Origin of the sequence: Alteripontixanthobacter muriae, from assembly GCF_013336795.1 — a bacterium.
Lineage (GTDB): Bacteria > Pseudomonadota > Alphaproteobacteria > Sphingomonadales > Sphingomonadaceae > Pseudopontixanthobacter > Pseudopontixanthobacter muriae.
The window spans coordinates 33,008-57,750 of record NZ_JAAFZT010000020.1 but is presented as its reverse complement, the minus strand read 5'-3'; the positions used below and the strand labels follow the sequence as shown (position 1 = coordinate 57,750).

23 protein-coding genes and 1 tRNA gene are annotated in these 24,743 nt (G+C 64.2%); 12 read left to right on the top strand and 12 right to left on the bottom strand.

Features of this window, described 5'->3' with window-relative positions; all coding sequences use genetic code 11:
- Positions 1-39: 39 nt before the first annotated feature.
- The 7 genes from G7A66_RS06525 to G7A66_RS06495 all read right to left on the bottom strand — a co-directional run bounded on the left by G7A66_RS06525 (position 40) and on the right by G7A66_RS06495 (position 4,360).
- Complete coding sequence (locus tag G7A66_RS06525; protein ID WP_174294888.1) at positions 40-834, bottom strand: lysophospholipid acyltransferase family protein; 795 nt, start codon at positions 832-834, stop codon at positions 40-42.
- Positions 831-1,253: a Fur family transcriptional regulator gene (locus tag G7A66_RS06520; protein ID WP_174294887.1), complete on the bottom strand. Its 423-nt coding sequence runs from the start codon at positions 1,251-1,253 to the stop codon at positions 831-833. The genes G7A66_RS06525 and G7A66_RS06520 overlap by 4 nt, the downstream gene beginning before the upstream one ends.
- A gap of 94 nt (positions 1,254-1,347) precedes the next feature.
- On the bottom strand, positions 1,348-1,794 hold the full coding sequence (locus G7A66_RS06515; protein WP_174294886.1) for a MucR family transcriptional regulator: 447 nt from the start codon (positions 1,792-1,794) through the stop codon (positions 1,348-1,350).
- Between the two features lie 141 nt (positions 1,795-1,935).
- On the bottom strand, positions 1,936-2,403 hold the full coding sequence (locus tag G7A66_RS06510; protein ID WP_332310506.1) for a GNAT family N-acetyltransferase: 468 nt from the start codon (positions 2,401-2,403) through the stop codon (positions 1,936-1,938).
- Positions 2,400-3,095, bottom strand: a complete 696-nt coding sequence (tsaB, locus tag G7A66_RS06505) for a tRNA (adenosine(37)-N6)-threonylcarbamoyltransferase complex dimerization subunit type 1 TsaB (RefSeq protein ID WP_174294885.1) — start codon at positions 3,093-3,095, stop codon at positions 2,400-2,402. Before tsaB ends, G7A66_RS06510 begins: the two co-directional genes overlap by 4 nt.
- A 59-nt stretch (positions 3,096-3,154) precedes the next feature.
- Complete coding sequence (locus tag G7A66_RS06500; RefSeq protein ID WP_174294884.1) at positions 3,155-3,763, bottom strand: malonic semialdehyde reductase; 609 nt, start codon at positions 3,761-3,763, stop codon at positions 3,155-3,157.
- Between the two features lie 15 nt (positions 3,764-3,778).
- Positions 3,779-4,360 carry a NifU family protein gene (locus G7A66_RS06495; RefSeq protein ID WP_174294883.1) on the bottom strand — a complete coding sequence of 194 codons (582 nt, stop codon included), beginning with the start codon at positions 4,358-4,360 and terminating at the stop codon, positions 3,779-3,781.
- 104 nt (positions 4,361-4,464) lie between these two features.
- Here G7A66_RS06495 and G7A66_RS06490 point away from each other — a divergent pair, with 104 nt between their 5' ends.
- From G7A66_RS06490 to G7A66_RS06445, 10 genes are all read left to right on the top strand, one after another.
- Positions 4,465-7,428, top strand: a complete 2,964-nt coding sequence (locus tag G7A66_RS06490; RefSeq protein WP_174294882.1) for a M16 family metallopeptidase — start codon at positions 4,465-4,467, stop codon at positions 7,426-7,428.
- Between the two features lie 153 nt (positions 7,429-7,581).
- On the top strand, positions 7,582-8,955 hold the full coding sequence (locus G7A66_RS06485; RefSeq protein ID WP_174294881.1) for a class II 3-deoxy-7-phosphoheptulonate synthase: 1,374 nt from the start codon (positions 7,582-7,584) through the stop codon (positions 8,953-8,955).
- Between the two features lie 179 nt (positions 8,956-9,134).
- Complete coding sequence (gene egtB / locus G7A66_RS06480) at positions 9,135-10,370, top strand: ergothioneine biosynthesis protein EgtB (protein ID WP_174294997.1); 1,236 nt, start codon at positions 9,135-9,137, stop codon at positions 10,368-10,370.
- The gene (gene egtD / locus G7A66_RS06475) at positions 10,370-11,386 is read left to right on the top strand and encodes an L-histidine N(alpha)-methyltransferase (RefSeq protein ID WP_174294880.1); all 1,017 of its coding nucleotides are present in this window, start codon (positions 10,370-10,372) and stop codon (positions 11,384-11,386) included. The genes egtB and egtD overlap by 1 nt, the downstream gene beginning before the upstream one ends.
- Positions 11,387-11,445: 59 nt before the next feature.
- Entirely contained in the window at positions 11,446-12,123 is a 678-nt protein-coding gene (locus G7A66_RS06470; RefSeq protein ID WP_174294879.1) for a retropepsin-like aspartic protease family protein, read from the top strand.
- Positions 12,124-12,216: 93 nt separating this feature from the next.
- Positions 12,217-13,707: a cytochrome ubiquinol oxidase subunit I gene (locus G7A66_RS06465; RefSeq protein WP_174294996.1), complete on the top strand. Its 1,491-nt coding sequence runs from the start codon at positions 12,217-12,219 to the stop codon at positions 13,705-13,707.
- Positions 13,707-14,702: a cytochrome d ubiquinol oxidase subunit II gene (gene cydB / locus G7A66_RS06460; RefSeq protein WP_174294878.1), complete on the top strand. Its 996-nt coding sequence runs from the start codon at positions 13,707-13,709 to the stop codon at positions 14,700-14,702. The genes G7A66_RS06465 and cydB overlap by 1 nt, the downstream gene beginning before the upstream one ends.
- Positions 14,702-14,851, top strand: a complete 150-nt coding sequence (locus G7A66_RS06455) for a DUF2474 domain-containing protein (protein WP_174294877.1) — start codon at positions 14,702-14,704, stop codon at positions 14,849-14,851. The genes cydB and G7A66_RS06455 overlap by 1 nt, the downstream gene beginning before the upstream one ends.
- Before the next feature lie 102 nt (positions 14,852-14,953).
- Positions 14,954-17,023, top strand: a complete 2,070-nt coding sequence (locus G7A66_RS06450; protein WP_174294876.1) for a S46 family peptidase — start codon at positions 14,954-14,956, stop codon at positions 17,021-17,023.
- An 80-nt stretch (positions 17,024-17,103) separates the two neighbouring features.
- Positions 17,104-18,090, top strand: coding sequence for an alpha/beta hydrolase (locus G7A66_RS06445; protein ID WP_174294875.1), 987 nt, complete (start codon positions 17,104-17,106; stop codon positions 18,088-18,090).
- 16 nt (positions 18,091-18,106) lie between these two features.
- Here G7A66_RS06445 and G7A66_RS06440 read toward each other — a convergent pair whose 3' ends face one another.
- From G7A66_RS06440 to G7A66_RS06430, 3 genes are read right to left on the bottom strand one after another with little or no spacing between them, the layout of a single operon-like run.
- Positions 18,107-18,370 carry a hypothetical protein gene (locus G7A66_RS06440; RefSeq protein ID WP_174294874.1) on the bottom strand — a complete coding sequence of 88 codons (264 nt, stop codon included), beginning with the start codon at positions 18,368-18,370 and terminating at the stop codon, positions 18,107-18,109.
- A gap of 12 nt (positions 18,371-18,382) precedes the next feature.
- Entirely contained in the window at positions 18,383-18,778 is a 396-nt protein-coding gene (locus tag G7A66_RS06435) for a response regulator (protein ID WP_174294873.1), read from the bottom strand.
- The gene (locus G7A66_RS06430; RefSeq protein WP_206675095.1) at positions 18,771-20,036 is read right to left on the bottom strand and encodes an HWE histidine kinase domain-containing protein; all 1,266 of its coding nucleotides are present in this window, start codon (positions 20,034-20,036) and stop codon (positions 18,771-18,773) included. Before G7A66_RS06430 ends, G7A66_RS06435 begins: the two co-directional genes overlap by 8 nt.
- A gap of 272 nt (positions 20,037-20,308) precedes the next feature.
- On the opposite strand from G7A66_RS06430, the gene G7A66_RS06425 reads away from it, so the two are divergent.
- Positions 20,309-22,375, top strand: a complete 2,067-nt coding sequence (locus tag G7A66_RS06425; RefSeq protein WP_174294872.1) for a YadA-like family protein — start codon at positions 20,309-20,311, stop codon at positions 22,373-22,375.
- Positions 22,376-22,473: 98 nt separating this feature from the next.
- Here the strand turns inward: G7A66_RS06425 and G7A66_RS06420 are convergent.
- A tRNA-Gln gene (locus G7A66_RS06420) sits at positions 22,474-22,548 on the bottom strand.
- Positions 22,549-22,647: 99 nt separating this feature from the next.
- Entirely contained in the window at positions 22,648-23,496 is an 849-nt protein-coding gene (yghU, locus tag G7A66_RS06415) for a glutathione-dependent disulfide-bond oxidoreductase (protein ID WP_174294871.1), read from the bottom strand.
- Between the two features lie 146 nt (positions 23,497-23,642).
- Here yghU and G7A66_RS06410 point away from each other — a divergent pair, with 146 nt between their 5' ends.
- Positions 23,643-24,656, top strand: a complete 1,014-nt coding sequence (locus G7A66_RS06410) for a DNA topoisomerase IB (RefSeq protein ID WP_174294870.1) — start codon at positions 23,643-23,645, stop codon at positions 24,654-24,656.
- Positions 24,657-24,743: the final 87 nt, after the last annotated feature.

Below are 24,743 nucleotides of genomic sequence, written 5' to 3'. Positions count from 1 at the left end.
CCGCTAGCCGATTGCGCCCGCTAAAGCAAAAACTTGCGGTCAGCGGCGGATTGGCCCGCGCCTCGCCTCCATCGTCTCCAGGAGCGCTTCGCGGCTGGCTTTGCTCATGGCCTTTCGGTCGGCCAGCGCGTCACCGGCCAGCGGTTCGAGGAAATGCACGTCGAGCCTGACCGGCCGCAGCCGCATCAGAATGCGGCGGAAATTGTCCGCCCCAGGTTCCTCGCCAACCCAAGCCACTTCGGGAACGTCGTGATAGGCGAGCAGCACCGGCTGCAGCGGGGTCGCTTCCGGCAAGGGAACGCAGGCGGAGAACAGCGCGGATTTGAACGGCAGAAGGCCGGTCCCGTCGCTGGTCGTCCCCTCCGGAAAGATGGTCAGCGGTGCAGCCTCGATCAGGGCCCGGCGGATGTCTTCTGCCTGTTCGGCCACGCTGGTGGGCCGCTCGCGGGCGATGAACACCGTATCGTTCATCTCGCATAGCCATTTCAGGACCGGGAACCCGGCCAGACCGTCATGCGCGACGAAGGCGCTGCCACTGGTGCGGGCAAGGGCAAGAATGTCCAGCCAGGTGACATGGTTGGAAACCAGCAGGGCGCCACGCCGTGGTTGGCCGAAGGTCCTGATCCGCAAGCCCACGACGGCTCCGACACTGCCCAGGAACAGCCGTGGCCAGAACCGGCCCAGCCCCAGCGCGCGCCACAGATGGTGCATCGGCGCGCAAATCAGCAGCAGCAGCAGGATGGCTGTAAAATGGATCACTGCCACCACCCAGCCGAGCTCCCGGGCAAGCGGATTGGCGTGGCCGGACCCGGCCCGATCCGGGCTGCGGGTCATTCCTCGCGGTCTATGCGGACGCCGTAGAGTTCCATCCGATGATCAACGAGGCGGTAGCCCAGCTTCTCGGCGATCTGTTTCTGCAGGGCTTCGAGTTCTGGGTCGACGAATTCGACGACATTGCCGCTTTCGACATCGATCAGGTGATCGTGATGCGCCTCGGGCGCGGCTTCGTAACGGGCGCGTCCGTCGCCAAAATCATGCCGGTCGAGAATCCCGGCATCCTCGAACAGGCGGACGGTGCGATAGACGGTGGCGATGGAGATCTTGGAATCGATGGCGGAGGCGCGGCTGTGCAGCAGTTCCACATCCGGATGATCGTCGCTTTCCGACAACACGCGGGCGATGACCCGCCGCTGTTCGGTGATGCGGAGGCCGCGGTCGGCGCATAATTGTTCGAGATCGATTTTCTGATGCAAGACAGGCTCCGGATGCAAGACGCCCCGAACCCTTACGGGACCGGGGCGATCTACTCAAGCCGCAGGATGGATGCCAGCCGCAGCCGGCAGACCTTCACTCGGTTTCGGCTTTTTTCCGCCGACCGCGCTTCTGGCCGGGTTTGCGGCCAAGGCCGATCTTCTTCGCAAGATCGCGGCGCGTTTCCGCATAATCGGGCGCAACCATCGGGTAATCTGCGGGGAGATCCCAGCGTTCACGATATTCGGCAGGTGTCATCCCATGCTCGGTCATCAGGTGACGCTTAAGCATCTTCATCTTCTTGCCGTCTTCCAGGCAGACCAGATGATCACGCTTCACCGATGCGCGGACGGTTACCGCAGGATCGGGGCGTTCCTCCTGCGGTTCCGCAGAATTCCCGAGCGACGCAAGCGCAGCGTGGACTGTGGTGATGAGCGAAGGCACTTCGGCGACAGACACGTCATTGTTGCTGACATGGGCGGCAACGATGTCGGATGTCAGCGTAATCAGCATCTCCGTCATGTCGTGTTCCGGATGATCCATCTAATTTCCTCGAATCTGCGACCTTGTAGACCGCCGCTTTTGCGGCTGGTAAACCGCAGATAGGCAAAATTGCGGCACATTCAACCATAGCACGCCGGGATTCAGCAAGTGTTCCAGGCTTTTCTGCCTAACATTCGTGGACTATAGTGTCAGGGCGAAAGTCACGGCGTCCAGAAACTTGCCGTCAGGCAGGCGGTAATAGGCTTTTCGGCGGCCTACGGGGGCGAACCCGCGCTGGCGGTAAAGGGCAAGAGCGGGGTTGTTCTCGCGCATCTCAAGGAAGACGCTTTCCGCGCCATCTTCCCTCGCCTGCGCAATCAGATCATCGAGCAGCGTGCCGCCCAGACCCGAATGCCGATATTCCGGCCGAACGGCGATCAGCAGCAATTCAACCTCGCCGGCGATGCTCTTGCTGAGGGCGAAGCCCGCTGCGGGCGCTCCGTCTGCAGGCGGGGTTCCGCCCGCCGCGACCAGTTGCAGTGCGGTGTGCGGCATCATCATGGCATCGCTTAATTGCCGCCGCGTCCAGGCCTCGCCCCAGCGGCTGTCGAAGGCGCTTTCCATGATCGCCATGGCGCGGTCGATATCGTCTTCCTGTGCGGCGATCACTGGTTCGCGCTCCGGCCTGATTGCGGTTCCGGAGCCTCTTTCCCGCCCGGCAGCTTCGCGTCCGGTGCGCGCCCGTAAAGCGGTGAGGTGTCCCTCGTCAGCCACTGCGCCGAAAGGAAGGGCAGGGCACGCGCATCGGGGTGACAGCTGAGAGCATTGCCGCGCCCGCGCCGCTCGACCAGATCCGCCGCGCGGGTGCCCGCCACGAGCTTCGCGTCGAGGGCAGCAGCGGCATCCGGGGTCAACGAGGCCAAGTCGCTCTGCGCAGCCCCATCGGCGGCGAATGCCTGCACGAACCATTCGCCATGCCCGCCCGTCATCGCCGCAATCGCGTCCTGTCGGCCTTCCGCATGCTGCGCCTGTGCGGCGACAAGCGCCAGAGTGGGGTAGCCCATGAGCTCCGCATCCCAGGCAAGCGCCAGCGCCCGCGCAGCCGCGATGCCGATCCGGACACCGGTGAAACTCCCCGGTCCGCGCGATACCGCGATCCATTCGGCCCGTCCGTTCTCCGGCAGGCTCTGGATCATGGGGATCAGATGTTCTGCATGGCCCCGGCCGAGGATGCGATGATCGGCAGCCGCCAGCGCCATCGCTGCCGGCTCGGGCAAGCCGCTGACAGGCGAAACGGCCTCAGCGGTGAACAGCGCGACCGAACAGGCCTCGCTCGCACATTCTATTGCCAGCAGTCTCATGATTAGACAGATGCCACGGACGCTTGTGCAAAGACAAGCGCCTCATCGGCAGACAAACTTCACGCGATCCGGTTGAACCGGTCGAAGTCAGGGCGCGGGCTGCGGCCGAAGATCGTGGTGCGGTCACCATGGCCGATCGAACAGATCCAGTCGGCCTTCACGCGCGGCTGGTCGGCAAAGAATTCCTTCGTCACCCCGTCCAGATCAACACCCGACATCGGGCCGCAGTCGAGGCCGAGCGCACGCGCCGCAATCATCAGATAGGCACCCTGCAGGGCGGAATTGCGTGCTGCGCCCGTGATGCGGCCCGCCTCGTCGCCCTCGAACCAGCTTTTCGCGTCGGCATGAGGAAACAGCCAGGGCAATTCTTCATGAAAATCGATGTCATAGCCGATGATGACGCAGACCGGTGCCGTCGTGATCTTCGCCTTGTTCGCTTCGGATGCATGCACCGCCAGCCGGTCGCGCGATTCCTGCGATTTGCACCACACCAGCCGCGAGGGCTGCATATTGGCCGAGGTCGGCCCCATCTTCAGCAATTCGTAGATGGCGTGGATCTCGTCCTCGCTCACATCCTTGTCCAGCCAGCCATTGTAACTGCGGGCATCCCGGAAGATTATGTCGAGGGCTTCCGCCGACAGGGCGGTGTTATCGGGCACGGTGGTCATCGCGAATGGAAATCCTCAGGCTGCGCGTACTTCGGTCACTTCGGGAACGTAGTGCTTGAGCAGCCCCTCGATCCCGTGCTTCAGCGTGGCGGTGGACGAAGGGCAGCCCGAACAGGCGCCCTGCATGGAAAGATAGACGACACCGTCCTGAAAGCCGCGATAGGCGATATCGCCGCCATCGCCAGCCACTGCCGGGCGAATCCGCGTTTCGAGCAATTCCTGTATCTGCGCGACGATGTCCTCGCTTCCGGGATCGTCCTGCACCACCATCGCATCTTCCGCCGGAACGGCGATGCCGTTGCCCATGCCGCCTTGCGCGAACAGCGGGGCCTGCGACACGAAATGGTCGAGCAGAATTGACACGACCTGCGGCTTCAGCTGGCTCCAGTCCACACCCGGGGCGGCGGTGACGGAGATGAAATCGCTGCCGAAGAAGACGTTCACGACCTCGCCCGTATCGAACAGGGCTTCTGCCAGCGGAGAGGCCTCCGCCGCTTCGGGTGAGGCGAATTCGCGGGTGCCGTCGGTCATCACCGCCTGCTGCGGCAGGAACTTCAGGCTGGCGGGATTGGGCGTCGTTTCTGTCTCGATATACATGGGTCACATGTAGGGCTACGAGTGCCGTTCAACAAGGCCAGCAGTGGAGCGAAAATTCCCGCCATTCACTGTAACTTCAGCCCGCCGCTTCCTATATTGCGGCCATGACATTCCCTTCGCGCGTCAAGCGCCAGCTCGCTCTCCTTTCCCTCGTCGCGCTCATCGCCGTTCCCGCCCAAGCGCAGACCGCGCCGCCGCAGCAGGTGACGATTCCTGCCGCCGGACCGGAAGTGCCCGCGCCGCGTTTTCTGCAGACGGGCGAGACCCCGTGGCTCTATCGCGGCAGCGACGTTCCGCAGGACGCGGAATGGAATTTCGGCGAGATCGACAACGGCCTGCGCTATGCCGTGCGCGAGAATGGCGTGCCGCCGGGGCAGGTGTCGATCCGCATCCGCGTCGATGCAGGGTCGCTGCACGAACAGGAAGCGGAGCAGGGCTTTGCCCATCTGATCGAGCATCTGGTGTTCCGCGAAAGCAAATATCTGAAGGATGGCGAGGCGATTCCGCGCTGGCAGCGCCTTGGCGCGACCTTCGGCAGCGACACCAATGCCGAGACCAGCCCGACGCACACGGTCTACAAGCTGGACCTGCCCGGCGCCACGCCCGCCAGCCTGGATGAAAGCTTCCGCCTTTTATCCGGCATGGTCCGCGAACCGGCTCTTTCCACCGCGAACCTCGCTGCCGAGGTGCCCATCGTCCTTGCCGAAAAGCGCGAGCGCGGCGGAGCGGCCAATCGTGTCGCAGAAGAAACGCGCCGGACCCTGTTCGCAGGGCAGCGCCTGGCCGAAAGGCTCCCCATCGGAACGGAAGCAACTTTGCGGGGCGCAACCCAGAATGCCGTGCGCGATTTTCACCGCGACTGGTACCGGCCTGAAAACACCACCATCGTGGTCGCGGGCGATGCCGATCCGGCAATCCTCGCCGGGCTGGTGGAGAAGTATTTCGCCGATTGGGACGTCGCGGGCGAAGGACCGGAGGCACCCGCTTTCGGTGACCCCGTCGCGCCAGCCGGCAGCAGCATCAATGCAGCGGTGGACATCCCGCCGATTGGCGAAACCGCAATCATGGTCGAAAGCGACCTGCCGCGCACGCTGACCTATGCCATCATGCGCCCGTGGCGGGCGGTCGATGACACTATCGTCTATAATGAAGGTCTGCTGATCGATTCCGTCGCGCAGGCGATCATCAACCGGAGGCTCGAATCGCGGGCGCGGGCCGGCGGCTCCTACCTTTATGCGCAGGTCGAACAACAGGACGTCAGCCGCAGCGCGGATGCGACCTTCGTCAGCCTCGCACCCATTTCCGAAGACTGGCAGGCGGCGCTGGCCGATGTGCGCGGCGTGATCGCCGACGCGCTGGCCGAACCGCCGACGCAGGAAGAGATCGACCGCGAGCTGGCGGAATTCGAGATCGCCTTCGTCAGCGGCGTGGAGCAGCGCAGCGTCATGGCCGGGTCGCGCCTCGCCGATAATCTGGTCAACGCCGTGGATATCCGGGAAGCCGTAGCCGCGCCCGAGGTAATTCTCGACGTCTTCCGCAACATGAAGGCGCGGTTCACACCCGCCAATGTGCTGAGCCACACGCGCGACCTGTTCGAAGGCAGTGTGGCCCGGGCCGTCTATGTTACGCCCGCGGCAGGTGAGGCGGGCGAGGGCGCGCTGACCGCCGCCCTGGCCGCTCCGGTCGAGGCCGATGGCGGCGCGAGGCTGGCGGCGCAGGACATCTCCTTCGCCGATTTGCCGCCTATCGGCGAACCCGGCACCATCGTCGCCAACGACAAGCTGGGCGTGCTGGGCATCGATCAGGTGACGCTCGGCAATGGCGTGGAGGCGATATTGTGGGCCAATGACGCGGAACCCGGCCGAGTGGCCGTCAGTGTCCGCTTCGGTTCCGGCTACCGCGGTTTCGATGCCGAGGATGCACCCTATGCCGCGCTCGGCAAATATGCGCTGGTCGGGTCCGGCGTGGGCGACCTCGGGCAGGAGGAGCTCGACCGCATCTCGACCGGGCGGCGAATGGGCTTCAATTTCGGCATCGATGACGCTGTCTTCACCTTTGGCGCTCAGACGCGGGGGGCCGACTTGGCCGACCAGCTCTACCTGTTCGCGGCCAAGCTGGGGATGCCTGGCTGGGACGAGAACCCGGTGATCCGCGCCAAGGCAGCGGCGCGGCTTGCTTATGACGGTTTTGCCACCAGCCCCGGCGGCGTGCTGAACCGGGACCTTGAGTATCTGCTGCGCGCCCGCGACCCGCGTTTCGCAACGCCCGACCCCGCCACGCTGGCAAAGGTCACTCCGGAAGGTTTCCGCGAAGTCTGGGAGCCGCTGCTTAAGCAGGGCCCGGTCGAAGTGTCGATCTTCGGCGACTTCAACCGTGAGGAGACGCTGGAGGCGCTGCGCCGCACCTTCGGCGCTCTGCCCGAGCGTGAGCCGATCCCCGCCGACGCTCTGGCCCGCGTGCCCGCCTTCCCTGCCGAGGGGACCGGACCCGTGGTGCTGAACCATCGCGGCGATGCCAACCAGGCCGCAGCGGTCGTTGCCTGGCCGACCGGCGGCGGCGTTACCGGTATCCGGGAGTCGCGCCAGCTCGAAATCCTCACCCAATTGTTCAACAACCGCCTTATGGACGCGATGCGCGAACGTGCCGGTGCCAGCTACGCGCCGCAGGTGTCGAGCAACTGGCCCGTGGATCTCGAAAGCGGCGGCATGCTGACGGCCATCGCCCAGCTGAAGCCCGAAGACGTGCCCGCCTTCTTCGCTGCCGCTGACGAGATCGCTGCCGACCTCGCCGCCAATCCGGCCACGGCGGACGAGTTGGCCCGCGTGACGGAACCCCTGCGCCAGACGATCAGCCGCGCCAGCACCGGCAACACATTCTGGCTGTATCAGCTGGAAGGGGCGGCAAACGACCCTCGCCGGGTGGCGATGCTGCGCACGCTGCTGAACGATTATTCACAGACCACGCCCGAACGGATGCAGGCATTGGCCCAGCGCTACCTCGCCTCGCGCTCCGGCTGGCGCGTGGCGGTGATCCCCGAGGGACAGGAGCTTTCCTCCGCAGCGGAGTGAGCAGCGCTGAAACGCGCCATTGCCCTTCTGAAAGATTATCGCTGTTGGGCGCTGCCGCGCTTTGCCCTTGGGTGTTTTGCCAACTTGCCTGATGGCGGGTAAGGCTGCCGGACATCCGGCGGCAGCGCAAACAGCAGAAGAAAAGGCAGGCCAGTGGCACGCGAATGGACCCCCGACAGCTGGAAATCGCATGAGGCGCGGCATCTGCCCGCCTATGCCGATCCCGCCGCGCTTGCAGATGCGGTGGACACGCTGGCGGCCTATCCTCCTCTGGTATTCGCAGGCGAGGCGCGGGCGCTGAAGGCCGATCTGGCCGAGGTTGCGAACGGCCGTGCCTTCCTGCTGCAAGGCGGTGACTGCGCGGAAAGTTTCGCGGAATTCCACCCGAACAATATTCGCGATACCTTCCGCGTGCTGCTGCAGATGGCGGTGGTGCTGACCTTCGCCAGCAAGCGCCCGGTGGTGAAGGTCGGCCGCATGGCGGGCCAGTTCGCCAAGCCGCGCAGCAGCGATACTGAGACCCGCGACGGGGTGACGCTGCCCAGCTATTTCGGCGACAACGTCAATGGCATCGAATTCGAGGCCGAGACCCGCCGCAACGATCCCGCTCGCATGATCCGCGCCTATTCGCAGGCCGCCGCCACGCTCAACCTGCTGCGCGCCTTCGCCACCGGCGGCTATGCCAATCTGCGGCAGGTTCACCAGTGGACGCTCGACTTCATGGGCCGCAGCCCCTGGGCCGAGAAGTTCGAGGCCATGGCCGACCGCATCGGCGAAGCGCTCGATTTCATGGAGGCCTGCGGCATCGACCCGGCCACCGTGCCGCAATTGCAGGGCACCAGCTTCCACACCAGCCATGAAGCCCTGCTGCTGCCCTACGAACAGGCGATGACCCGGCGCGATTCGCTGACCGGCGACTGGTACGATTGCAGCGCGCACATGCTGTGGATCGGCGACCGCACGCGTTTCGAGGGCAGCGCCCATGTCGAATTCGCGCGCGGCATCGGCAATCCGCTGGGCATGAAATGCGGGCCGAGTACGGAGCCCGACGCGCTGCTGCGGATGCTCGACACGCTGAACCCCGCGCGTGAGGCCGGGCGCATGACCCTGATCAGCCGCTTCGGCCATGATAAGGTGGAGGCCGGCCTGCCCGCTCTGATCCGCGCGGTGCGGCGCGAAGGGCACCCGGTGGTCTGGAGCTGCGACCCGATGCACGGCAATGTCGTAAAATCGGACAGCGGCTACAAAACCCGGCCTTTCGACCGCATATTGTCGGAGGTGAAGGGCTTCTTCGCCGTCCATCGGGCCGAAGGCAGCCATGCGGGCGGCATCCATGTCGAGATGACCGGACAGGACGTGACCGAATGCGTCGGCGGGGCGGTCGCCATCACCGATGCGGGCCTGGCGGATCGTTACCACACGCATTGCGACCCGCGCCTCAACGCCGCGCAGTCGCTTGAACTGGCGTTCCTGCTGGCGGAAATGATCAATCTGGAGGCCGGCAGGGCGCAGGCCGACGCCGCCTGAATCGGAGGGTGAACCGGGTGCGCGCATGATGACAGGGAACCGCAGCGCCGCTCCGGCCTTTCATTGCTGACGCTTTTCCGCCATCCTCGGCGTTACGAAGCGTAACGAGAGGACGGACAGTGCCGCAGCCCGAGAATTCAGCGACCAGCGATTTCAATAGCGGGCACGATGACGAATATTTGGCTGCGGACGAAAACCTGAGGCAGCAGTTCGCCCGCACCCGTGCGCTTTCAGAAAGCCTTGCCGAACCCTTGAGCGATGCCGATGCGACTATCCAGTCGATGGAGGACGCTTCTCCCACGAAATGGCACCTCGCGCATACGACCTGGTTCTTCGAAACATTCCTGCTGCGCGACCGCAAGCCGGGCTACAGGCTGTTCGACGAGAAGTTCCCTTTCCTGTTCAACTCCTATTATGAGGCCGAGGGCGAGCGCATCGGACGTTTCGCGCGAGGTATGCTGTCGCGCCCGACGCTGGACGAAATCTGCGAATGGCGCGCCCATGTCAGCCGCGAGATGGAGCCGCTGCTGGATGACCCGGCCCATGCCGAACTCATCGCGCTGGGAATCGCGCATGAACAGCAGCATCAGGAATTGCTGCTGACCGACATCAAGCACGCTCTGTTCCAGAACCCTCTCGGCCCGGAGATGTGGCCCGAACCGACCTGCCGCGGCATGGCCGGGCCCGATCCGCTGGCGAATAGCCTTCCCTGGCACGAACATCCCGGCGGCATCGCCCTGATCGGGCATGATGGCGAAGGCTTTGCTTATGACAATGAAGGCCCGCAGCACCGCGTCCTGCTCGAACCCTTCGCCCTGGCGCCCCGGCTGGTGACGAATGGCGAATGGGCCGAATTCGTCGCCGATGGCGGCTACCGGAACGCGGCGCTCTGGCTGGCTGACGGCTGGGCCTGGGTGCAGGAAAACGGGATCGAAGCGCCGCTCTACTGGCGTGACGGCGATTTCGGTCCGGAGCAATTCTCGCATTACGGCTGGGTGCACCGCGTGACTGAAGAGCCCGTCACGCACCTCTCTTTCTACGAAGCCGACGCCTATGCGACCTGGGCGGGAAAGCGCCTGCCGACGGAGTTCGAATGGGAAGCCATCGCCGCCCATGCCGACCCGCGCGGGGGTGAACAGTTGGATGAAGACAGCTATCTGCTGCCCGCAGGCGGTGACGATCTGTTCGGCGATTGCTGGCAGTTCACCCGGTCCGCCTATCTTCCCTATCCGCGCTATCAGCCCCCGGCGGGCGCGGTGGGCGAATATAACGGCAAGTTCATGTCGGGGCAGTGTGTGCTGAAAGGCGCCAGCTGCGCCACGGTGCGCGGCCATTCGCGGGCCTCTTACCGCAATTTCTTCTACCCGCATCAGCGGTGGCAATTCACCGGGCTGAGGCTCGCCAGGGATCTGTAATGGCTACGAAACAGGGGATGGAACTCGTCGACCGGGACGAGCGCGGCGTGGATCGCGCCTTCCGCAAGGATGTGCTTGCGGGGCTGTCACAGCCGGACAAGGCGATACCGGCGCGCTGGCTGTATGACGATGCCGGGTCGCAATTGTTCGAGGATATCACGCAGGTCGAGGAATATTATCCGACCCGCGCCGAGACCGATATTCTAGGCACACGCGGCGACGAATTTGCCGCCGCCGTGGGCAAGGGCCGGGCCGTGGTCGAATTCGGCTCCGGCAGTTCGGTCAAGACGCCGCTGCTGCTGCGCGCCATCGACCCCGCCGCCTACGTTCCGCTCGACATAGCGGGCGATTTCCTGCGCGCCGCTGCCGAAGATCTGGCGCAAACCTTTCCCGACCTGCCGATCTGGCCGGTGGAAGCCGATTTTACCAAGACGGTGCATCTGCCCGAAGCGGTCGAGAGCTTGCCGAAGCTGGGGTTCTTCCCCGGCTCCACCATCGGCAACATGGTGCCGCGCACGGCTGTCGATCTGCTGCGATCGATGCGCGACACGCTTTCGCCGGAAGAGAGCGAGCCTGCGCACGGCCTGCAACCCCCCATGCTGCTCATCGGCATGGATCTGGTGAAGGATGTTTCCGTCCTGGAAGCGGCCTATGACGATGCCGCGGGCGTGACCGGCGAATTCAATCTCAACCTCGCCCGCCGCATCAACCGCGAACTGGGCGGCGATATACCCGTCGATGATTTGCGGCATGAGGCGCGCTGGAACGATGCCTTCGCCCGCATCGAAATGCATCTGCGCACCACGCGCGACATCGCCTTCACCGTATCCGGCGAAAGCTTCACCATGCGCAAGGGTGAGAGCATCCACACCGAGAACAGCCACAAGTTCACGCGGCGTTCCTCCTACACCCTGCTGCAGGCCGGCGGCTGGACTCCGACTTGCCGCTGGACGGATAGTAAACGGCGCTTCTCTGTCATCCTGGCGGAGGCGTCCGTCCTGCGCAGCGCACCCTGACGGCGGCAATTCACAAGCTGCTCATGGACCGGCAAGGTGGCGGTCCCTATATGATGAGCATGGACGGCCCCCAGATCGATTTCGCGCGGATGTTCGCCGAGGTGGGCGAAACCATCACGCAGATACCGCAATCCGGCCTGCTGATGTTGGCGCTTGTCGCCATGGCGGTGGGATGGCTGGGGTCGCTGATGGTGCGCCGCCGGGTCCCGCTTGGCAGGCTGATCAGGGGCGCGAGCACGCTGTTCCTCGTCGGGATTCTCGTCACGGTCGTGCTGCAGATGGCGCGTTTCGATTCCCGCCTCGACTTCGCGGTGCCGCAGATGGGGTTGCCCGGACAAGTGGTGGAGGGTGGCGAAACCCGCGTGCCGCTGGCGGCCGACGGGCACTTCTGGCTGCGCGCCGAACTGAATGGCGCAGAGGCTGATTTCCTGGTCGATACCGGCGCTACGCTGACGGCGGTTTCGTCAGGGGTGGCAGAGGCTGCAGGGCTTGAACCGCGCACCGGCGGCATTCCCGTGCGGGTGCAGACCGCCAACGGCACTATCGGCGCATCGCTGACCACGATCGACGAGATGCGCTTCGGCAATGTCTCGGCATCCGGTCTGGACGCGGTGATCGCCCCCAACCTTGGCGAAACCAACGTCATCGGCATGAACCTGCTGTCACGCCTCGCATCATGGCGGGTGGAGGACAACGTCCTGATCCTCGTTCCGAAAGAACCCGCACCGGTCGGCTGAGTGCCCTGCGGGGCACCAGTTGCACCACGCGCAACATGGCTTGCGCGAAGGGGGTTCGCCAAACAGGGCCTTCTGAGATAGGGTGCCGCCATGATGATAGACGGTCTCGACGCACTGACGCTGGCGAGAATACAGTTCGCCTTCACGGTCAGCTTTCACTTCATCTTTCCCGCCTTTTCGATCGGGCTGGCAAGCTTCCTCATGGTTCTTGAGGGGCTTTGGCTGAAAACGGGCAAACCGCTCTATCTCGACCTGTTCAAGTACTGGCTGAAGGTCTTTGCCGTCGCTTTCGCGATGGGCGTCGTGTCGGGCATCGTCATGTCCTACCAGTTCGGCACCAACTGGTCGGTCTTCTCCGACCGTGCAGGGCCGGTGATCGGGCCGCTGATGGCTTACGAGGTGCTGACGGCCTTCTTCCTCGAGGCCGGTTTCCTCGGCGTCATGCTGTTCGGCATGAACCGCGTGGGCAAGAAACTGCACTTCGCCGCCACCTGCCTCGTCGCGCTGGGCACTTTCGTGTCTGCCTTCTGGATCCTGTCGGTCAACAGCTGGATGCACACACCGACCGGCTTCGTCATGGGCGATAATGGCCAGTTCCTGCCGGGCGACAGCTGGATGGACATCATCTTCAATCCAAGCTTTCCCTATCGCCTGGTTCACACCGTCACCGCCGCCTATCTGACCACGGCGTTTGTCGTTGGCGGAGTGGGGGCGTGGCACCTTTTGCGCAACTCGGCCAATGCTCACGCCCGCAAGATGTTCTCCATGGCGATGTGGATGGCCGCGCTGGTTGCGCCGATCCAGATTTTCGTCGGCGATCTGCACGGGTTGAACACGCTGGAATATCAGCCGCAGAAGGTGATGGCGATGGAAGGTCATTACGACAGCCACCCCGATGGAGCACCGCTGATCCTGTTCGGCATCCCCGACAGCGAGGCGAAGGAGGTGCGCTACAGTATCGAGATCCCGAAGGCGTCCTCGCTGATCCTGAAGCACGATCTGAACGCGCCGCTTGCCGGGCTGGACACCATTCCCGACGAGGACGAACCGCCGGTCGAGATCGTGTTCTGGTCGTTCCGGATCATGGTCGGGATCGGTTTCGCCATGCTCGGACTCGGCCTGTGGAGCCTCGTCGCCCGGTATCGCCGCAAATTATACGACTGGACCTGGCTGCACCGCGCGGCGCTGGTGATGGGGCCATCGGGCTTCGTCGCGGTGATCGCGGGCTGGATCACGACCGAGGTCGGGCGGCAACCTTTCACCGTTTACGGCCTGATGCGAACCGCCGACAGCGTCAGCCCGCTCGAGGCACCTGCCGTCGCAACCTCGCTGGTGGCGTTCGTCGTGATCTATTTCGCGGTTTTCGGCATCGGCACCTGGTACATCATGAAGCTGATGCACAACATACCGCACGACCATGAAACCGGCGTGAAGCGCGGCGATATCGGCCCGATCCGCACTGCCGGCATTACCCCAGGCCCATCGCAAAATCCGGGGGATCGGGAAACCTTTCCCGGCAGCAACCGGGAAAGCCAGGGTCCGGAGATCGTCGACCGGACCCGAAACGAGGAAGGAGGCGACTGATGGATCTCACAGTCATCTGGGCGGGCATCATCGCCTTTGCCATCTTCATGTATGTCGTGATGGACGGCTTCGATCTCGGCATCGGCATTCTTTTCCCCAGCTTTCAGGTGGGCAAGGAACGCGACCAGGCCATGAACGCCATCGCGCCGGTCTGGGATGGGAACGAAACCTGGCTGGTGCTGGGCGGGGGCGGATTGTTCGCGGCTTTTCCGCTCGCCTATGCGATTATCCTGCCCGCGACCTACCCGCTGGTTATCGCCATGCTGCTCGGCCTCGTCTTTCGCGGCGTGGCGTTCGAATTTCGCTGGCGCGACCCGCGTCACCGGGGCTTCTGGGACATGTCCTTCGCTGGCGGATCGCTGGTCGCGGCGATGACGCAGGGCATGATCCTCGGCGCGCTGTTGCAGGGCGTGACGGTCGAGGGCCGCAACTATGCGGGCAGCTGGTTCGACTGGCTGACGCCTTATACCCTGCTGACCGGAGTGGGCGTGACGGTCGGCTACGTGCTGCTCGGCGCGACGTTCCTCGCCATGAAGGTCGAGGGCCGGGCGGAGGATCACGCCTATCGCACCGCCCGGATCGCCGGTTGGGCGACGCTGGCGCTGATGATCGCCGTCAGCCTCGCCACGCCGCTGCTGGAGGGGCAATATTGGCGGCGCTGGTTCGAAATGCCGAACATCCTTTTCGCGGCGCAGGTGCCCCTGCTGACCGGCATATTGTTCTTCGCGCTGATGCGCAGCATCGCCAAGCGGCGCGTCTATCGCCCCTTCGTCCTGGCGCTGAGCATCTTCCTGCTCGGCATGGCGGGGCTGGGCGTGTCCATGTGGCCTTTTGCCGTGCCGCCGGGCATCACCATCTGGGACGCCGCCGCCCCGGAGAGCAGCCAGATCTTCATGCTGGTGGGCACCGCCATCATCATGCCCATCATCCTCATCTACACCGCCTGGGCCTATTGGGTCTTCCGCGGCAAGGTGGGCGAGCACCACTACCACTGATGCGCTTCGATCCGAAACTAGACGGCGGAGAAACAGGCGACGCCCGGCCCCTGTGGCAGCGGCTGGGCTGGATGCTGGCGATCTGGGTGGTCAGCATCTCGGTATTGGGCGTCGTCGCCTACGGAATCCGCTTCTGGCTCAAGGGGTAAGGCTGCATGGGGAGGGCCGGGCGGTGCCTCTGGACATTTGCGGGCGGCGCGGCAAAAAGGCGGCAAGCAAATAAATCGGCCAGATAACCGGAGAGCCTCCCCATGACCCATAGCGCCTTTTTCCTCACGTCGGCCGCATTGCTTGCAGCCTCAGCCGCGGCTAGCCCCGCCATTGCCGAGGAAGGCATGTGGACCTTCGACAATTTCCCTGCCGAGCGCATGGAAGAACAATTCGGCTGGGCACCCGATCAGGCATGGCTCGACGATGTTCGGGCCAGCGCCGTTCGCCTGACCGGCGGCTGCTCGGCCAGCTTCGTGTCGCCCAACGGGCTGATCCTCACCAACCATCACTGCGTCGCCAGCTGCATTTACGAAAACAGCACGGGTGAGAACGATCTGCTCGCCATGGGCTTCGTCGCCGACCGCCGCGATCAGGAGCTGAAATGTGCCGGTCAGCAGGCCGAGGTCGTCACCAACATCGTCGACGTAACCGGGCAAGTAAAACAGGCCATCGGCACAGCCACGGGCGAGGCGCTGACCCGCGCCCGCGACGCTCGTATCGCCGAGATCGAGGCGGAGGGCTGCCCCGACACCGCGACCACGCGCTGCCAGGTCGTCGCCCTGTTTGGCGGCGGGCAGTACAAGCTGTACACCTATCGCAAATATTCCGACGTCCGCCTCGCCTGGGCACCGGAAGACCGTGCCGCTACCTTCGGCGGCGATCCGGACAATTTCAACTTCCCGCGCTATTCGCTCGATGCCAGCTTCCTGCGCGCCTATGAAAACGGACAGCCGATCGACACGCCGGAATTCCTGCAGTGGAATCCGCGCGCGCCGGTCGAGGGCGAAGCCACCTTCGTCGTTGGCAATCCCGGTTCGACATCGCGCCTCAATACGTTGAGCCAGATCGCGTTCGAGCGTGAGGTGCGCCTGCCGATCACTCTCGCCACCCTGTCCGAACTGCGCGGCCGGTTGATCCAGGCGATGAGCCAGAGCGATGAGCGGGAACGCGAAGGCCGCGACTTGCTGGGCGGGATCGAGAACAGCCTGAAGGTGCAGATCGGCCGCACCCGCGCGCTGAACGACCCGGCCTTTACCGCAGCACGGCTGGAAAGCGCAGAGGCCGATCTGATCGCTCGCAGCGCCCAGAATCCTGCGGTGGGCGATCCGTGGGCAGAAGTGGATGATGCGGTCACGGCCTACCGGGCCCTGTATCTGCCCGCGCGTTTCACCAGCCCATCCGGCACGCTGTACAACTACGCTCGCACGCTGGTGATGGCCGCGCAGGAACGCGCCAAGCCAAACGCCGAACGGCTGCCGGGCTTCACCGACAGCGCCCTGCCGCTACTGGAAAAACGCCTGCTGGACGAACGCCCGCTCTACCCGTGGCTCGACGCGCTGCAGATGGAGTGGAGCCTGTCCAAGGCACGCGAATATCTGGGTGCCGACGATGCCGACACGCGCCTGCTGCTCGGACGCGAAAGCCCCGAGATGCTGGCCGAACGCCTCGTCGGCAACACGCGCCTTGCCGATCCGGCCTTCCGCCGCGCCCTGTGGGAAGGTGGCCTGTCGGCTGTGGAAGCATCGGATGATCCGCTGATCGAATATGCGCTGCGGCTGGTGCCGCGCCAGCGCGAGCTGGACCGTCTGATCGACGAACAATATAGCGGCCCGTTGACGGCGGCCGGTGCTCAGCTCGCCGATGCGCGTTTCGCGGCTTATGGCGATACGCTCTACCCCGATGCGACTTTCACGCTGCGCATCAGCTACGGCAAGGTGACGGGCTGGGAAGAACGCGGCCAGCAGGTGCCCATTGCCACCACGCTGGGGGGAACCTTCGACCGGGCGACCGGCAACGAACCTTTCGACCTCGCCCCCGCATTCGCGGCGAAGCAGGCGCAGATCGATCCGACGATCACCTATGATTTCGTGACCACCAACGACATTATCGGCGGCAATTCCGGAAGCCCGGTCATTGACAGGGCCGGCACGGTGATCGGCGCAGCGTTCGACGGCAACATCCATTCGCTGGGCGGCAATTACGGATACGATCCGCTGCTTAACCGCACCGTGGCGGTATCCGCCGCTGCGGTGCAGGAAGCGCTGGAAACTATTTACCCGGCTCCGGCGCTGCTGGCGGAACTGAACGCCGGGCGAACGCGCCGCAATTGAAGCCAAGGGAGCGGGCAGGGCAATGGCCTTGCCCGCTCCAACTGAGTACGATCACCTACTGGTAGAGTGGAGACGGGAAGATGGCAGGGAAGATCACACGCAAAATTGGTCTGGCAGCCGCAGGGGCGGCGCTCGGCATTGCTGGTCCCTTAGCCGCGCAGGAGCGGACCATCGCGCCTGCTCATCTTACCGGCCCGCTCGCCGGAACCCTGCTTCCTGCAGCGGGGCAAATCGACATTGCCGACGCTCCCGCCATGCTCATCATTGCGGGTTCCGGCCCTACGGACCGCGACGGTAACAGCCCCTTGGGCGTCGAGGCGAGCAGTTACCGGCTTCTGGCCGAGGCATTGCAGGCCCGCGGCATCACGACCCTGCGCACGGACAAGCGCGGCATGTTCGCCAGCGCCGGTGCCGTGGCCGATCCGAATGATGTGACCATCGCCGATTACGTGGCCGACACCAAGGCCTGGGCCGCCGATCTGCGAGAGGTCACGGGACAGGATTGCGTCTGGCTGGCGGGTCACAGCGAAGGCGGCATCGTGGCGCTGGCCACTGCCGCCGATACTGTGGAAGGATTGTGCGGGCTTGTCCTGCTCGCATCGCCCGGGCGCCCGGTCGGTCAGATTCTGCGCGAACAATTGCGCGCCAATCCGGCGAACGCGCCGATCCTGCCGCAGGCCGATGCGGCGATTGCAGCGCTGGAGAAAGGCGAGCCGGTAGACGCGGCCGCTCTGCATCCCGGTTTGCAGCCGCTGTTCGCTCCTCAGGTTCAAGGCTTCGTGATGAGCCTGATGGCGCAAAACCCCGCGAAGTTGCTGCAGCAGACCGAACTACCCGTTCTGGTCGTGCACGGGGTTGAGGACATGCAGGTCGCAGAGGCGGATGTGGCGGCGCTGGAGCAGGCCCGCCCGGATCTGACCGTATTGCGCCTCGATGGCGTCAATCATGTGCTGAAGGTAGTTCCGCCGGGTGACAGGGCAGCGAACATGGCGGCCTATGCCGATGCGGAAGCGCCGCTCGCCCCGCAGATCGCGCCGGCCATAGCGGATTTCGTCGCCTCCAACTGAAAGCAGACTACACGCGCTACTTCTGTTCGGCCCCAGCGGCCAGCAGATACATCATGTTGCGCGCAGCGTTTCGCTCCTCCTCGCTCTTGAAGGCAACATCGAGGCCGGGCGCAGCGTCAAGCTGGTAGAGCAGCATCCAGAGTGCAAACCGCCGCGCCTTGTCGCGTTCGAGCCCCAGATCCACACGCATCCGCTCCGTCCCGGCATCACGGGCTTCGGCGCTGACCGAAGCAAAATCATCGGTGCCGAAATAGTGGCGGAGCATGTCGTCGAACTGCATTGGCTTGGCTGTTCAGACCAGCCGTGCAGGTTTGATTTCCGGTGGCAGTTCCGGCCAGACCTGGCGCAGCGCGTCGATCAGCGAATTGCTGTTCACCGGCTTCCGCAACACCTTGTCGTCCGGCCCGAGAAACGAAATCTGCGAGGAATCGTAGGCGGTGATGAAGATGAAGGGGATGCCGCGCTCACGCAAGATGTCCGCCACCGGCTTCGTCGTCAGGCCAGCGCCCATGTTGACGTCGAGCATCGCCACGTCGATCTCGCTATTCATCGCGCGGGTCTCGGCATCGTCGAGGCGCAGGCTGGGGCCGACGACCTCGAACCCCAGATCCTCGAGCGTGTCACTCATCTCGAACGCCACCAGCACTTCATCTTCTACAATGAAGATCTTTATCGGCTGGTCACTCATTATCTGTCCTCGGTACGTTTTCATCGACGTGGGTTTCGGCGGGAAGCGGCATTTTCAGATGCCAATCCAGGCCTTCGTCTCCGTAGACAAGCTGCACCCTGCCACCGGTCTCGGCTTCCATGGCGCGCTTCACGACGAAGGATCCGAAACCCTTCTTTGCTGATTCAACCGCTGGTGGGCCGCCCCGTTCCAGCCATTCGACGATTAGCTCACGACTGTTCCCGTCAGCTTCATCAATCCGCCAGCGCAGTTCGATCCGTCCGTGCGACGTCGAAAGCGCGCCATATTTCACGGCATTGGTGCCCAGTTCGTATAATGCCATCGACAGCGCAATGGCCTGCCGGGAGGGAAGCTGCACATCGGGCCCGTCCACCCTGATCCGGTCGCCCGCGATAGCAGTCATGATGTTGCCCGCGATCGCCGCAATCGATTCATGGTCCCATTTCGCGCCAACCAACCGCGCATGCGCTTTCGCATAGGCATCGAGCCTGTGATCCAGCGTCTCGCGCAATCCGGTGGGAACGCCTGCCGTGCGCAGCGACTGGCTCACGATGCTTTTCACCACGCTGAAGGCATTCTTCACCCGGTGGTCCAGTTCGGCGATCAGCATCCGCTGCCGGGCGAGAAGTTGCTGCCGTGAATCGACGTCGACAGCGGCGATTGCAGCGCCGATCTTGTTTCCGCTCCGGTCGGTCACCGGCTCGCCGATGATGTGCATCCAGAAGCGCGTTCCGTCGCCCCGTTCGTAATGCACTTCCAGCTCCGCGTGCGTCTCGCCATCGCGAACTACGCGCGAGAGCGGATATTCATGCGCCGCGACACGGCGGCCATCCCGGTGATACGCAATCCATTCGCCATAACTCTCGACATTGCCCGAATGCCGCACCTTGTGCCGCGTCATTGCCTCCATCTGCTTGTTACCAAGCAGGATCCTGCCATCGAGGTCGGCGAACAGCACTCCGACGGGCACCACGTCGAGCGCCGCTTCCAGCTGCGTAACGCGCCGGGCTGCTTCGCGCGCAGCTTCCGCATCCTGCTCCCGCGCGGCGGTGACGAGTGTCAGCTCGGTCTGGAGCTTCGCGATCTCCTGCCTCAATTCTTCCGCGCTGCGATGCGGCATAGTGCCCCTCCGAAATATCGCCTGCGAGCCGGTGAGGACGATCTGGACCGCACTTGCAAGGCTCTCGGCGACGAAGACCGCAAAGCCGCCCGGACGTAAAGCAGAACCTTTTGCAGGCAGGATTTTTCCCGTGAACATGTTGTAGCACTTGCCGGGGGCATGCCGCCGCCACGCGCGCGCCATTGATAGAATAGACTACATTCAGGGAAATTAATTGAAGTTTCTGCGCCCGATTATGCATCCGGGCGCAGCCATGCGCCGTAAAGCCCAATGTCATTCGTAAATAATGACGCGCCGTGGCCTTGCGGGCCGGGGAGAAGAAGGTGGGGTTCAACTTGGACGGTCGATCTGCCCTTTCGCTCCTGTTTGTCGTCACGGCTTTCTGGTCCTGAATGGAAGAGGAAGTCTCAATGCAAATCCAACCTAAAAGAAATCTCGCCGCGGCCCTGCTCGCCGGTTCGGCAACATTGTTCATAGTCGCCCCCGCATCGGCGGACACGACGCCGCCCTGTAACGACGGTGCCGGTGTGAACACCACCGAATGCGGCACAGACGCCGACGCACCTGCTGATGGCGCGACGGCCGTGGGTGTAGGCGCCAGCGCGACCGGAACGGATGCCGTGGCCATCGGCTCCGACGATGCCGGCACCAACCCCGCTACTGCCAGTGCCCCGTCCACCGTGGCAGTCGGCGGCGAAAGCGCAGCCACTGCGGCCGGCAGCACCGCACTTGGCTGGCGCTCCCTCGCCGATGGCGAACGCGCGACGGCCCTAGGTCATCTGACGACGGCGAGCGGCTTCGCCTCCACCTCTGCCGGTGAAGCTGCGGCAGCGCTCGGGCGCGGCGGCGTGGCCGTCGGCGGCAATACCGATGGCGGCATGTTCGGCGCTCTGGCGACGGACGATGCAGGCATCGCGATCGGCAGCGACACCGAGGCACGGCAGGTCGGCGCAATCGCCATCGGCGGCGATGCCGATGCTGACGGAGACGGCGCGGTCGCTGACGGCGTGGATGCGCTCGCAGTAGGTGCCGACGCTATGGCTGTCGGCAATTCGACAACGGCAGTCGGCGGCGAGAGCGTGGCGATGAACCCCGGCTCCAGCGCTTTCGGCTGGCAGGCGACCGCCGACGGCGAACGCGCAACAGCGCTCGGCCATCTTGCCACGGCAAGCGGCTTCGCCTCGACCTCGGCTGGTGAGGCAGCGGCGGCTCTTGGCCGCGGCGGCGTGGCAATCGGCGGTAACACTGATGGCGGCATGTTCGGCGCTCTGGCGACGGACGATGCTGGCATTGCTCTGGGCAGCGACTCCGAGGCACGGCAGGTTGGCGCAATCGCCATCGGCGGCGATGCCGATGGTGACGGAGACGGTGCGGTCGCGGACGGCGTCGATGCACTCGCACTCGGTGCCGATGCGATGGCGGTCGGCAATTCGACGACCGCGCTTGGCGGCGAAAGCCTCGCGACCACGCCCGGATCGACAGCATTGGGCTGGCAGGCCCGCGCAACCGGCGCAATGGGAACGGCTGTCGGCCACCAATCGACTGCTTCGGGTGACCAGAGCTTCGCCGGCGGCGAGGACTCGGTGGCTTCGGGCAGCAATGCCATCGCCATCGGCAACACGGCGCAGGCGACCGGCGGCGATTCCATCGCCATCGGCGGCAATCGCGACGGAGCGACCGGCTTTTCCACCGTCGCTAGCGGGCCTTCCACGACGGTCGTCGGCGGCCAGTCCTCCGCGATCGGAGCAGGCGCAACGGCTTACGGCTGGCGCGCCAACGCCACTGCGGAGCGCGCAACCGCTCTCGGCCATCTGTCGGAGGCCTCGGGCGTCCGCTCGGTTGCAGTGGGTGAAGCTGCCGCAGCGAGTGGTGACGGAGCCATTGCGCTGGGCAACCAGGCAGTCGCATCCGGCACCAATTCGGTCGCCATCGGCAACGGCGCGGTCGCTGCGAACGACGGACAGGTCGTGGTGGCGTCGCTGGACGACAGCACCACGTCACAGGTCGGTCCTATCGCCGTGGTTACCGCCGATGCCAACGGTACGCTGGGCGTGAGTTCGTCCTCTGGCCTGAGCAATCTGGCAAGCTTCTCCGCCGTGCAGGCGAACAGCGCTGCCATTTCAAGCAATGCCATGATGATCGCGAACAATTCGATGATGATCGCGGACAATTCCCTCGCGATCGCAGGATTGCAGGACCGTCAGGCGGTGCTGTTCGACCTTGCGGAGGAAAACGGCGTTCAGGCCCGCCGTGCCAATGAAGGCGTTGCGCTTGCATTGTCGATGGAATCGCCGGTGATCATGCCGGGCAAGATGTTCGGCGTTTCGGGCGGCTTCGGTTATTACAATGATCGCGTCGCCGGTTCGGCATCGGTTGGATACCGCATCAGCGACACCACCGTGTTCACGGGCGGCGTCGGGGTCGGCTTCGATTCAGGCGAAGTGGGTGCACGCGCCGGTTTCCAGGCCTCCTGGTGAACACCGGTTTACCGGGCAACAATTCCTGAGGACCAGGAAGGGGGGGGCGGAGCAACACGCTTCGGCCCCTTTTCATGTCCTGCGAACTGCAATGCGAATGGCTGGGGCGGCAGGGATCGAACCTGCGAATGGCGGCACCAAAAGCCGCTGCCTTACCACTTGGCCACGCCCCAGCAGATGCAAGGCGCCCCTATAGCGCGCTCACCGGATATGAAAAGGGGGCAGGGGCGGGAAATTCCGCTCTGCCGACGCCCCTCTTTCGGCGATGCAGTTCAGATCGCCTTGCCGTCGAAATCCGACGCGGCGTGGCGTTCGCGCAATTGCTCGTCGTCCTCGCCCCAGGTCTTGTTGACAATGCGGCCGCGCTTTACCGCAGGGCGGTCGGCGATCGTCTTGGCCCAGCGGCCCACCGCCTCATATTGGTCGATCGACAGGAACGTCCGCGCGTCTTCGTAGATCGTGCCGCTGGTGAAAGGCGCAAGCCAGGCGAAGGCGGCAATGTCGGCGATGGTGTAATCGTCGCCCGCCAGATATTCGCTTTCCTGCAGCCGCTTGTCGGCCACGTCGAACAGGCGCTTTGTTTCCATGGCGTAGCGGTTGATCGGATATTCGAACTTCTCCGGCGCATAGGCATAGAAATGGCCGAACCCGCCGCCGATGAAGGGCGCGCTGCCGATCTGCCAGAACAGCCAGCTCAGCATCTCTGCCCGGCCCGCGGGCGTCGGATTGGCGAACTTGCCGAACTTCTCCGACAGATACAGCAGGATCGCGCCGCTTTCGAAGATGCGGATCGGCTTGTCTTCGCTGCGATCGACCAGCGCGGGAATCTTGGAATTGGGATTGATGTCGACAAAGCCGGAGGAGAACTGCTCCCCTTCGCCGATGTTGATCGTATAGGCATCGTAATCTGCCGGACAGCCTGCCTCCAGTAGCTCCTCCAGCATGATCGAGGCTTTCACCCCATTGGGCGTCGCCAGCGAGTAGAGCTGGAATGGGTGCTCGCCCGCAGGCAGCACCTTGTCCTCGCGTGCGCCGGAGGTTGGCCGGTTGATGTTGGCGAATTTGCCGCCATTCTCGGCGTCGTGGGTCCAGACCTTGGGCGGGGTGTAGGTGTCTGCCATGAGATGAAATTTTCCTTGTCGTTGAAGCGCTGTTTCCCTCCCAATCTGGCTGCGGCCCCGATGTTCCGCAAGGCACCGCGTGCCGATCGATCTGATGCGAGAAGATGCCGGGAGCCGTTTTGCCTTTTGCGCGTTTTCAGCAGACGATGGCCAGCAAACCTCCCAAACTCATCTTCGTCGACGACGAACTGCCCGGCCTCTCGCGCAAGCGTTCGGGCAAGGGCTGGTCCTATTACGACGTCACCGGCGCGCTCATCACCGACAAGGCGGAGCGTGAGCGCCTGAACGCGATCGCGCTGCCGCCCGCCTATGAGGATGCGTGGTATTGCCCCGCGCCGAATGGCCACATCCTCGCCACCGGGGTCGATGTCAAAGGACGCAAGCAATATCGCTATCACCCCGATTTCCGCACCTGGCGTGAGGGCGAGAAATTCGACGGCTGCCTGGTTTTCGGCAATCTGCTGCCGCTGGTGCGCAAGCGGGTGGATGACGAGTTGGCTGGAGGCGAGTTGACGCGGGATCGTGCGCTCGCCAGCGTGGTCCGACTGCTCGATCTCGGCGCGATCCGGATCGGTAACGAAAGCTATGCGAAGCGGAACAAGAGCTTCGGCGCGACGACGCTGCGCGCCCGCCACGCCGAGATCACCGGCAAGACGCTGCGCCTGCGCTACAAGGGCAAGTCCGGCAAGCAGCGCGAGGTTTCGCTGACCGACGGCGCGCTGGCGAAGATGGTCCGCCGCATGGAAGATCTGCCGGGGCAGAACCTGTTCCAATATGTCGATGACGATGGCGAGTTGCACGCGGTGTGTTCGGGCCAGGTAAACACTTTCCTGTGCGAAACGATGGGCGAACATTTCACCGCCAAGAATTTCCGCACCTGGCACGCCAGCGTCATGGCATTCGAAATGCTGGCGACGGCCAAGGAGCGGCTGACGATCAAGGTGCTGCTGGATGCTGTGGCTGAAAAGCTTGGCAATACGCCCGCGGTTACCCGCCGCAGTTACATCCATCCGGCAATCTTCGAACTCATCGAGCGGCAGGAGGAATGGCACGAGACGCTGGAACTGCCGCGCAGCACCAAATGGCTGACCCGCGCCGAACGCGGGCTGATCGCGCATCTGGAAAACGCACCGGCTGCGGAGGATTTGCTGGCAGCCTGATCGAAGGCTAGGTGAGGGTGCCGCATCTGCGCGCCCTGCCGGCCGCAAACGCTAGAAAAACACCCGAGGGGGCCCAAGCTTGTCCGA

What these genes read in the sequence shown, in the direction of transcription:
- G7A66_RS06490 (WP_174294882.1), top strand. Translation starts at nt 4,465, where the DNA reads ATGACATTCCCTTCGCGCGTCAAGCGCCAGCTCGCTCTCCTTTCCCTC.
- G7A66_RS06440 (WP_174294874.1), bottom strand. Translation starts at nt 18,370, where the DNA reads ATGCAGTTCGACGACATGCTCCGCCACTATTTCGGCACCGATGATTTT.
- G7A66_RS06500 (WP_174294884.1), bottom strand. Translation starts at nt 3,763, where the DNA reads ATGACCACCGTGCCCGATAACACCGCCCTGTCGGCGGAAGCCCTCGAC.
- tsaB (WP_174294885.1), bottom strand. Translation starts at nt 3,095, where the DNA reads ATGAGACTGCTGGCAATAGAATGTGCGAGCGAGGCCTGTTCGGTCGCG.
- G7A66_RS06455 (WP_174294877.1), top strand. Translation starts at nt 14,702, where the DNA reads ATGCGCTTCGATCCGAAACTAGACGGCGGAGAAACAGGCGACGCCCGG.
- G7A66_RS06495 (WP_174294883.1), bottom strand. Translation starts at nt 4,360, where the DNA reads ATGTATATCGAGACAGAAACGACGCCCAATCCCGCCAGCCTGAAGTTC.
- G7A66_RS06465 (WP_174294996.1), top strand. Translation starts at nt 12,217, where the DNA reads ATGATAGACGGTCTCGACGCACTGACGCTGGCGAGAATACAGTTCGCC.
- egtD (WP_174294880.1), top strand. Translation starts at nt 10,370, where the DNA reads ATGGCTACGAAACAGGGGATGGAACTCGTCGACCGGGACGAGCGCGGC.
- yghU (WP_174294871.1), bottom strand. Translation starts at nt 23,496, where the DNA reads ATGGCAGACACCTACACCCCGCCCAAGGTCTGGACCCACGACGCCGAG.
- G7A66_RS06435 (WP_174294873.1), bottom strand. Translation starts at nt 18,778, where the DNA reads ATGAGTGACCAGCCGATAAAGATCTTCATTGTAGAAGATGAAGTGCTG.
- G7A66_RS06410 (WP_174294870.1), top strand. Translation starts at nt 23,643, where the DNA reads ATGGCCAGCAAACCTCCCAAACTCATCTTCGTCGACGACGAACTGCCC.
- G7A66_RS06430 (WP_206675095.1), bottom strand. Translation starts at nt 20,036, where the DNA reads ATGTTCACGGGAAAAATCCTGCCTGCAAAAGGTTCTGCTTTACGTCCG.
- G7A66_RS06515 (WP_174294886.1), bottom strand. Translation starts at nt 1,794, where the DNA reads ATGGATCATCCGGAACACGACATGACGGAGATGCTGATTACGCTGACA.
- G7A66_RS06425 (WP_174294872.1), top strand. Translation starts at nt 20,309, where the DNA reads ATGCAAATCCAACCTAAAAGAAATCTCGCCGCGGCCCTGCTCGCCGGT.
- G7A66_RS06450 (WP_174294876.1), top strand. Translation starts at nt 14,954, where the DNA reads ATGACCCATAGCGCCTTTTTCCTCACGTCGGCCGCATTGCTTGCAGCC.
- cydB (WP_174294878.1), top strand. Translation starts at nt 13,707, where the DNA reads ATGGATCTCACAGTCATCTGGGCGGGCATCATCGCCTTTGCCATCTTC.
- G7A66_RS06445 (WP_174294875.1), top strand. Translation starts at nt 17,104, where the DNA reads ATGGCAGGGAAGATCACACGCAAAATTGGTCTGGCAGCCGCAGGGGCG.
- G7A66_RS06525 (WP_174294888.1), bottom strand. Translation starts at nt 834, where the DNA reads ATGACCCGCAGCCCGGATCGGGCCGGGTCCGGCCACGCCAATCCGCTT.
- G7A66_RS06470 (WP_174294879.1), top strand. Translation starts at nt 11,446, where the DNA reads ATGGACGGCCCCCAGATCGATTTCGCGCGGATGTTCGCCGAGGTGGGC.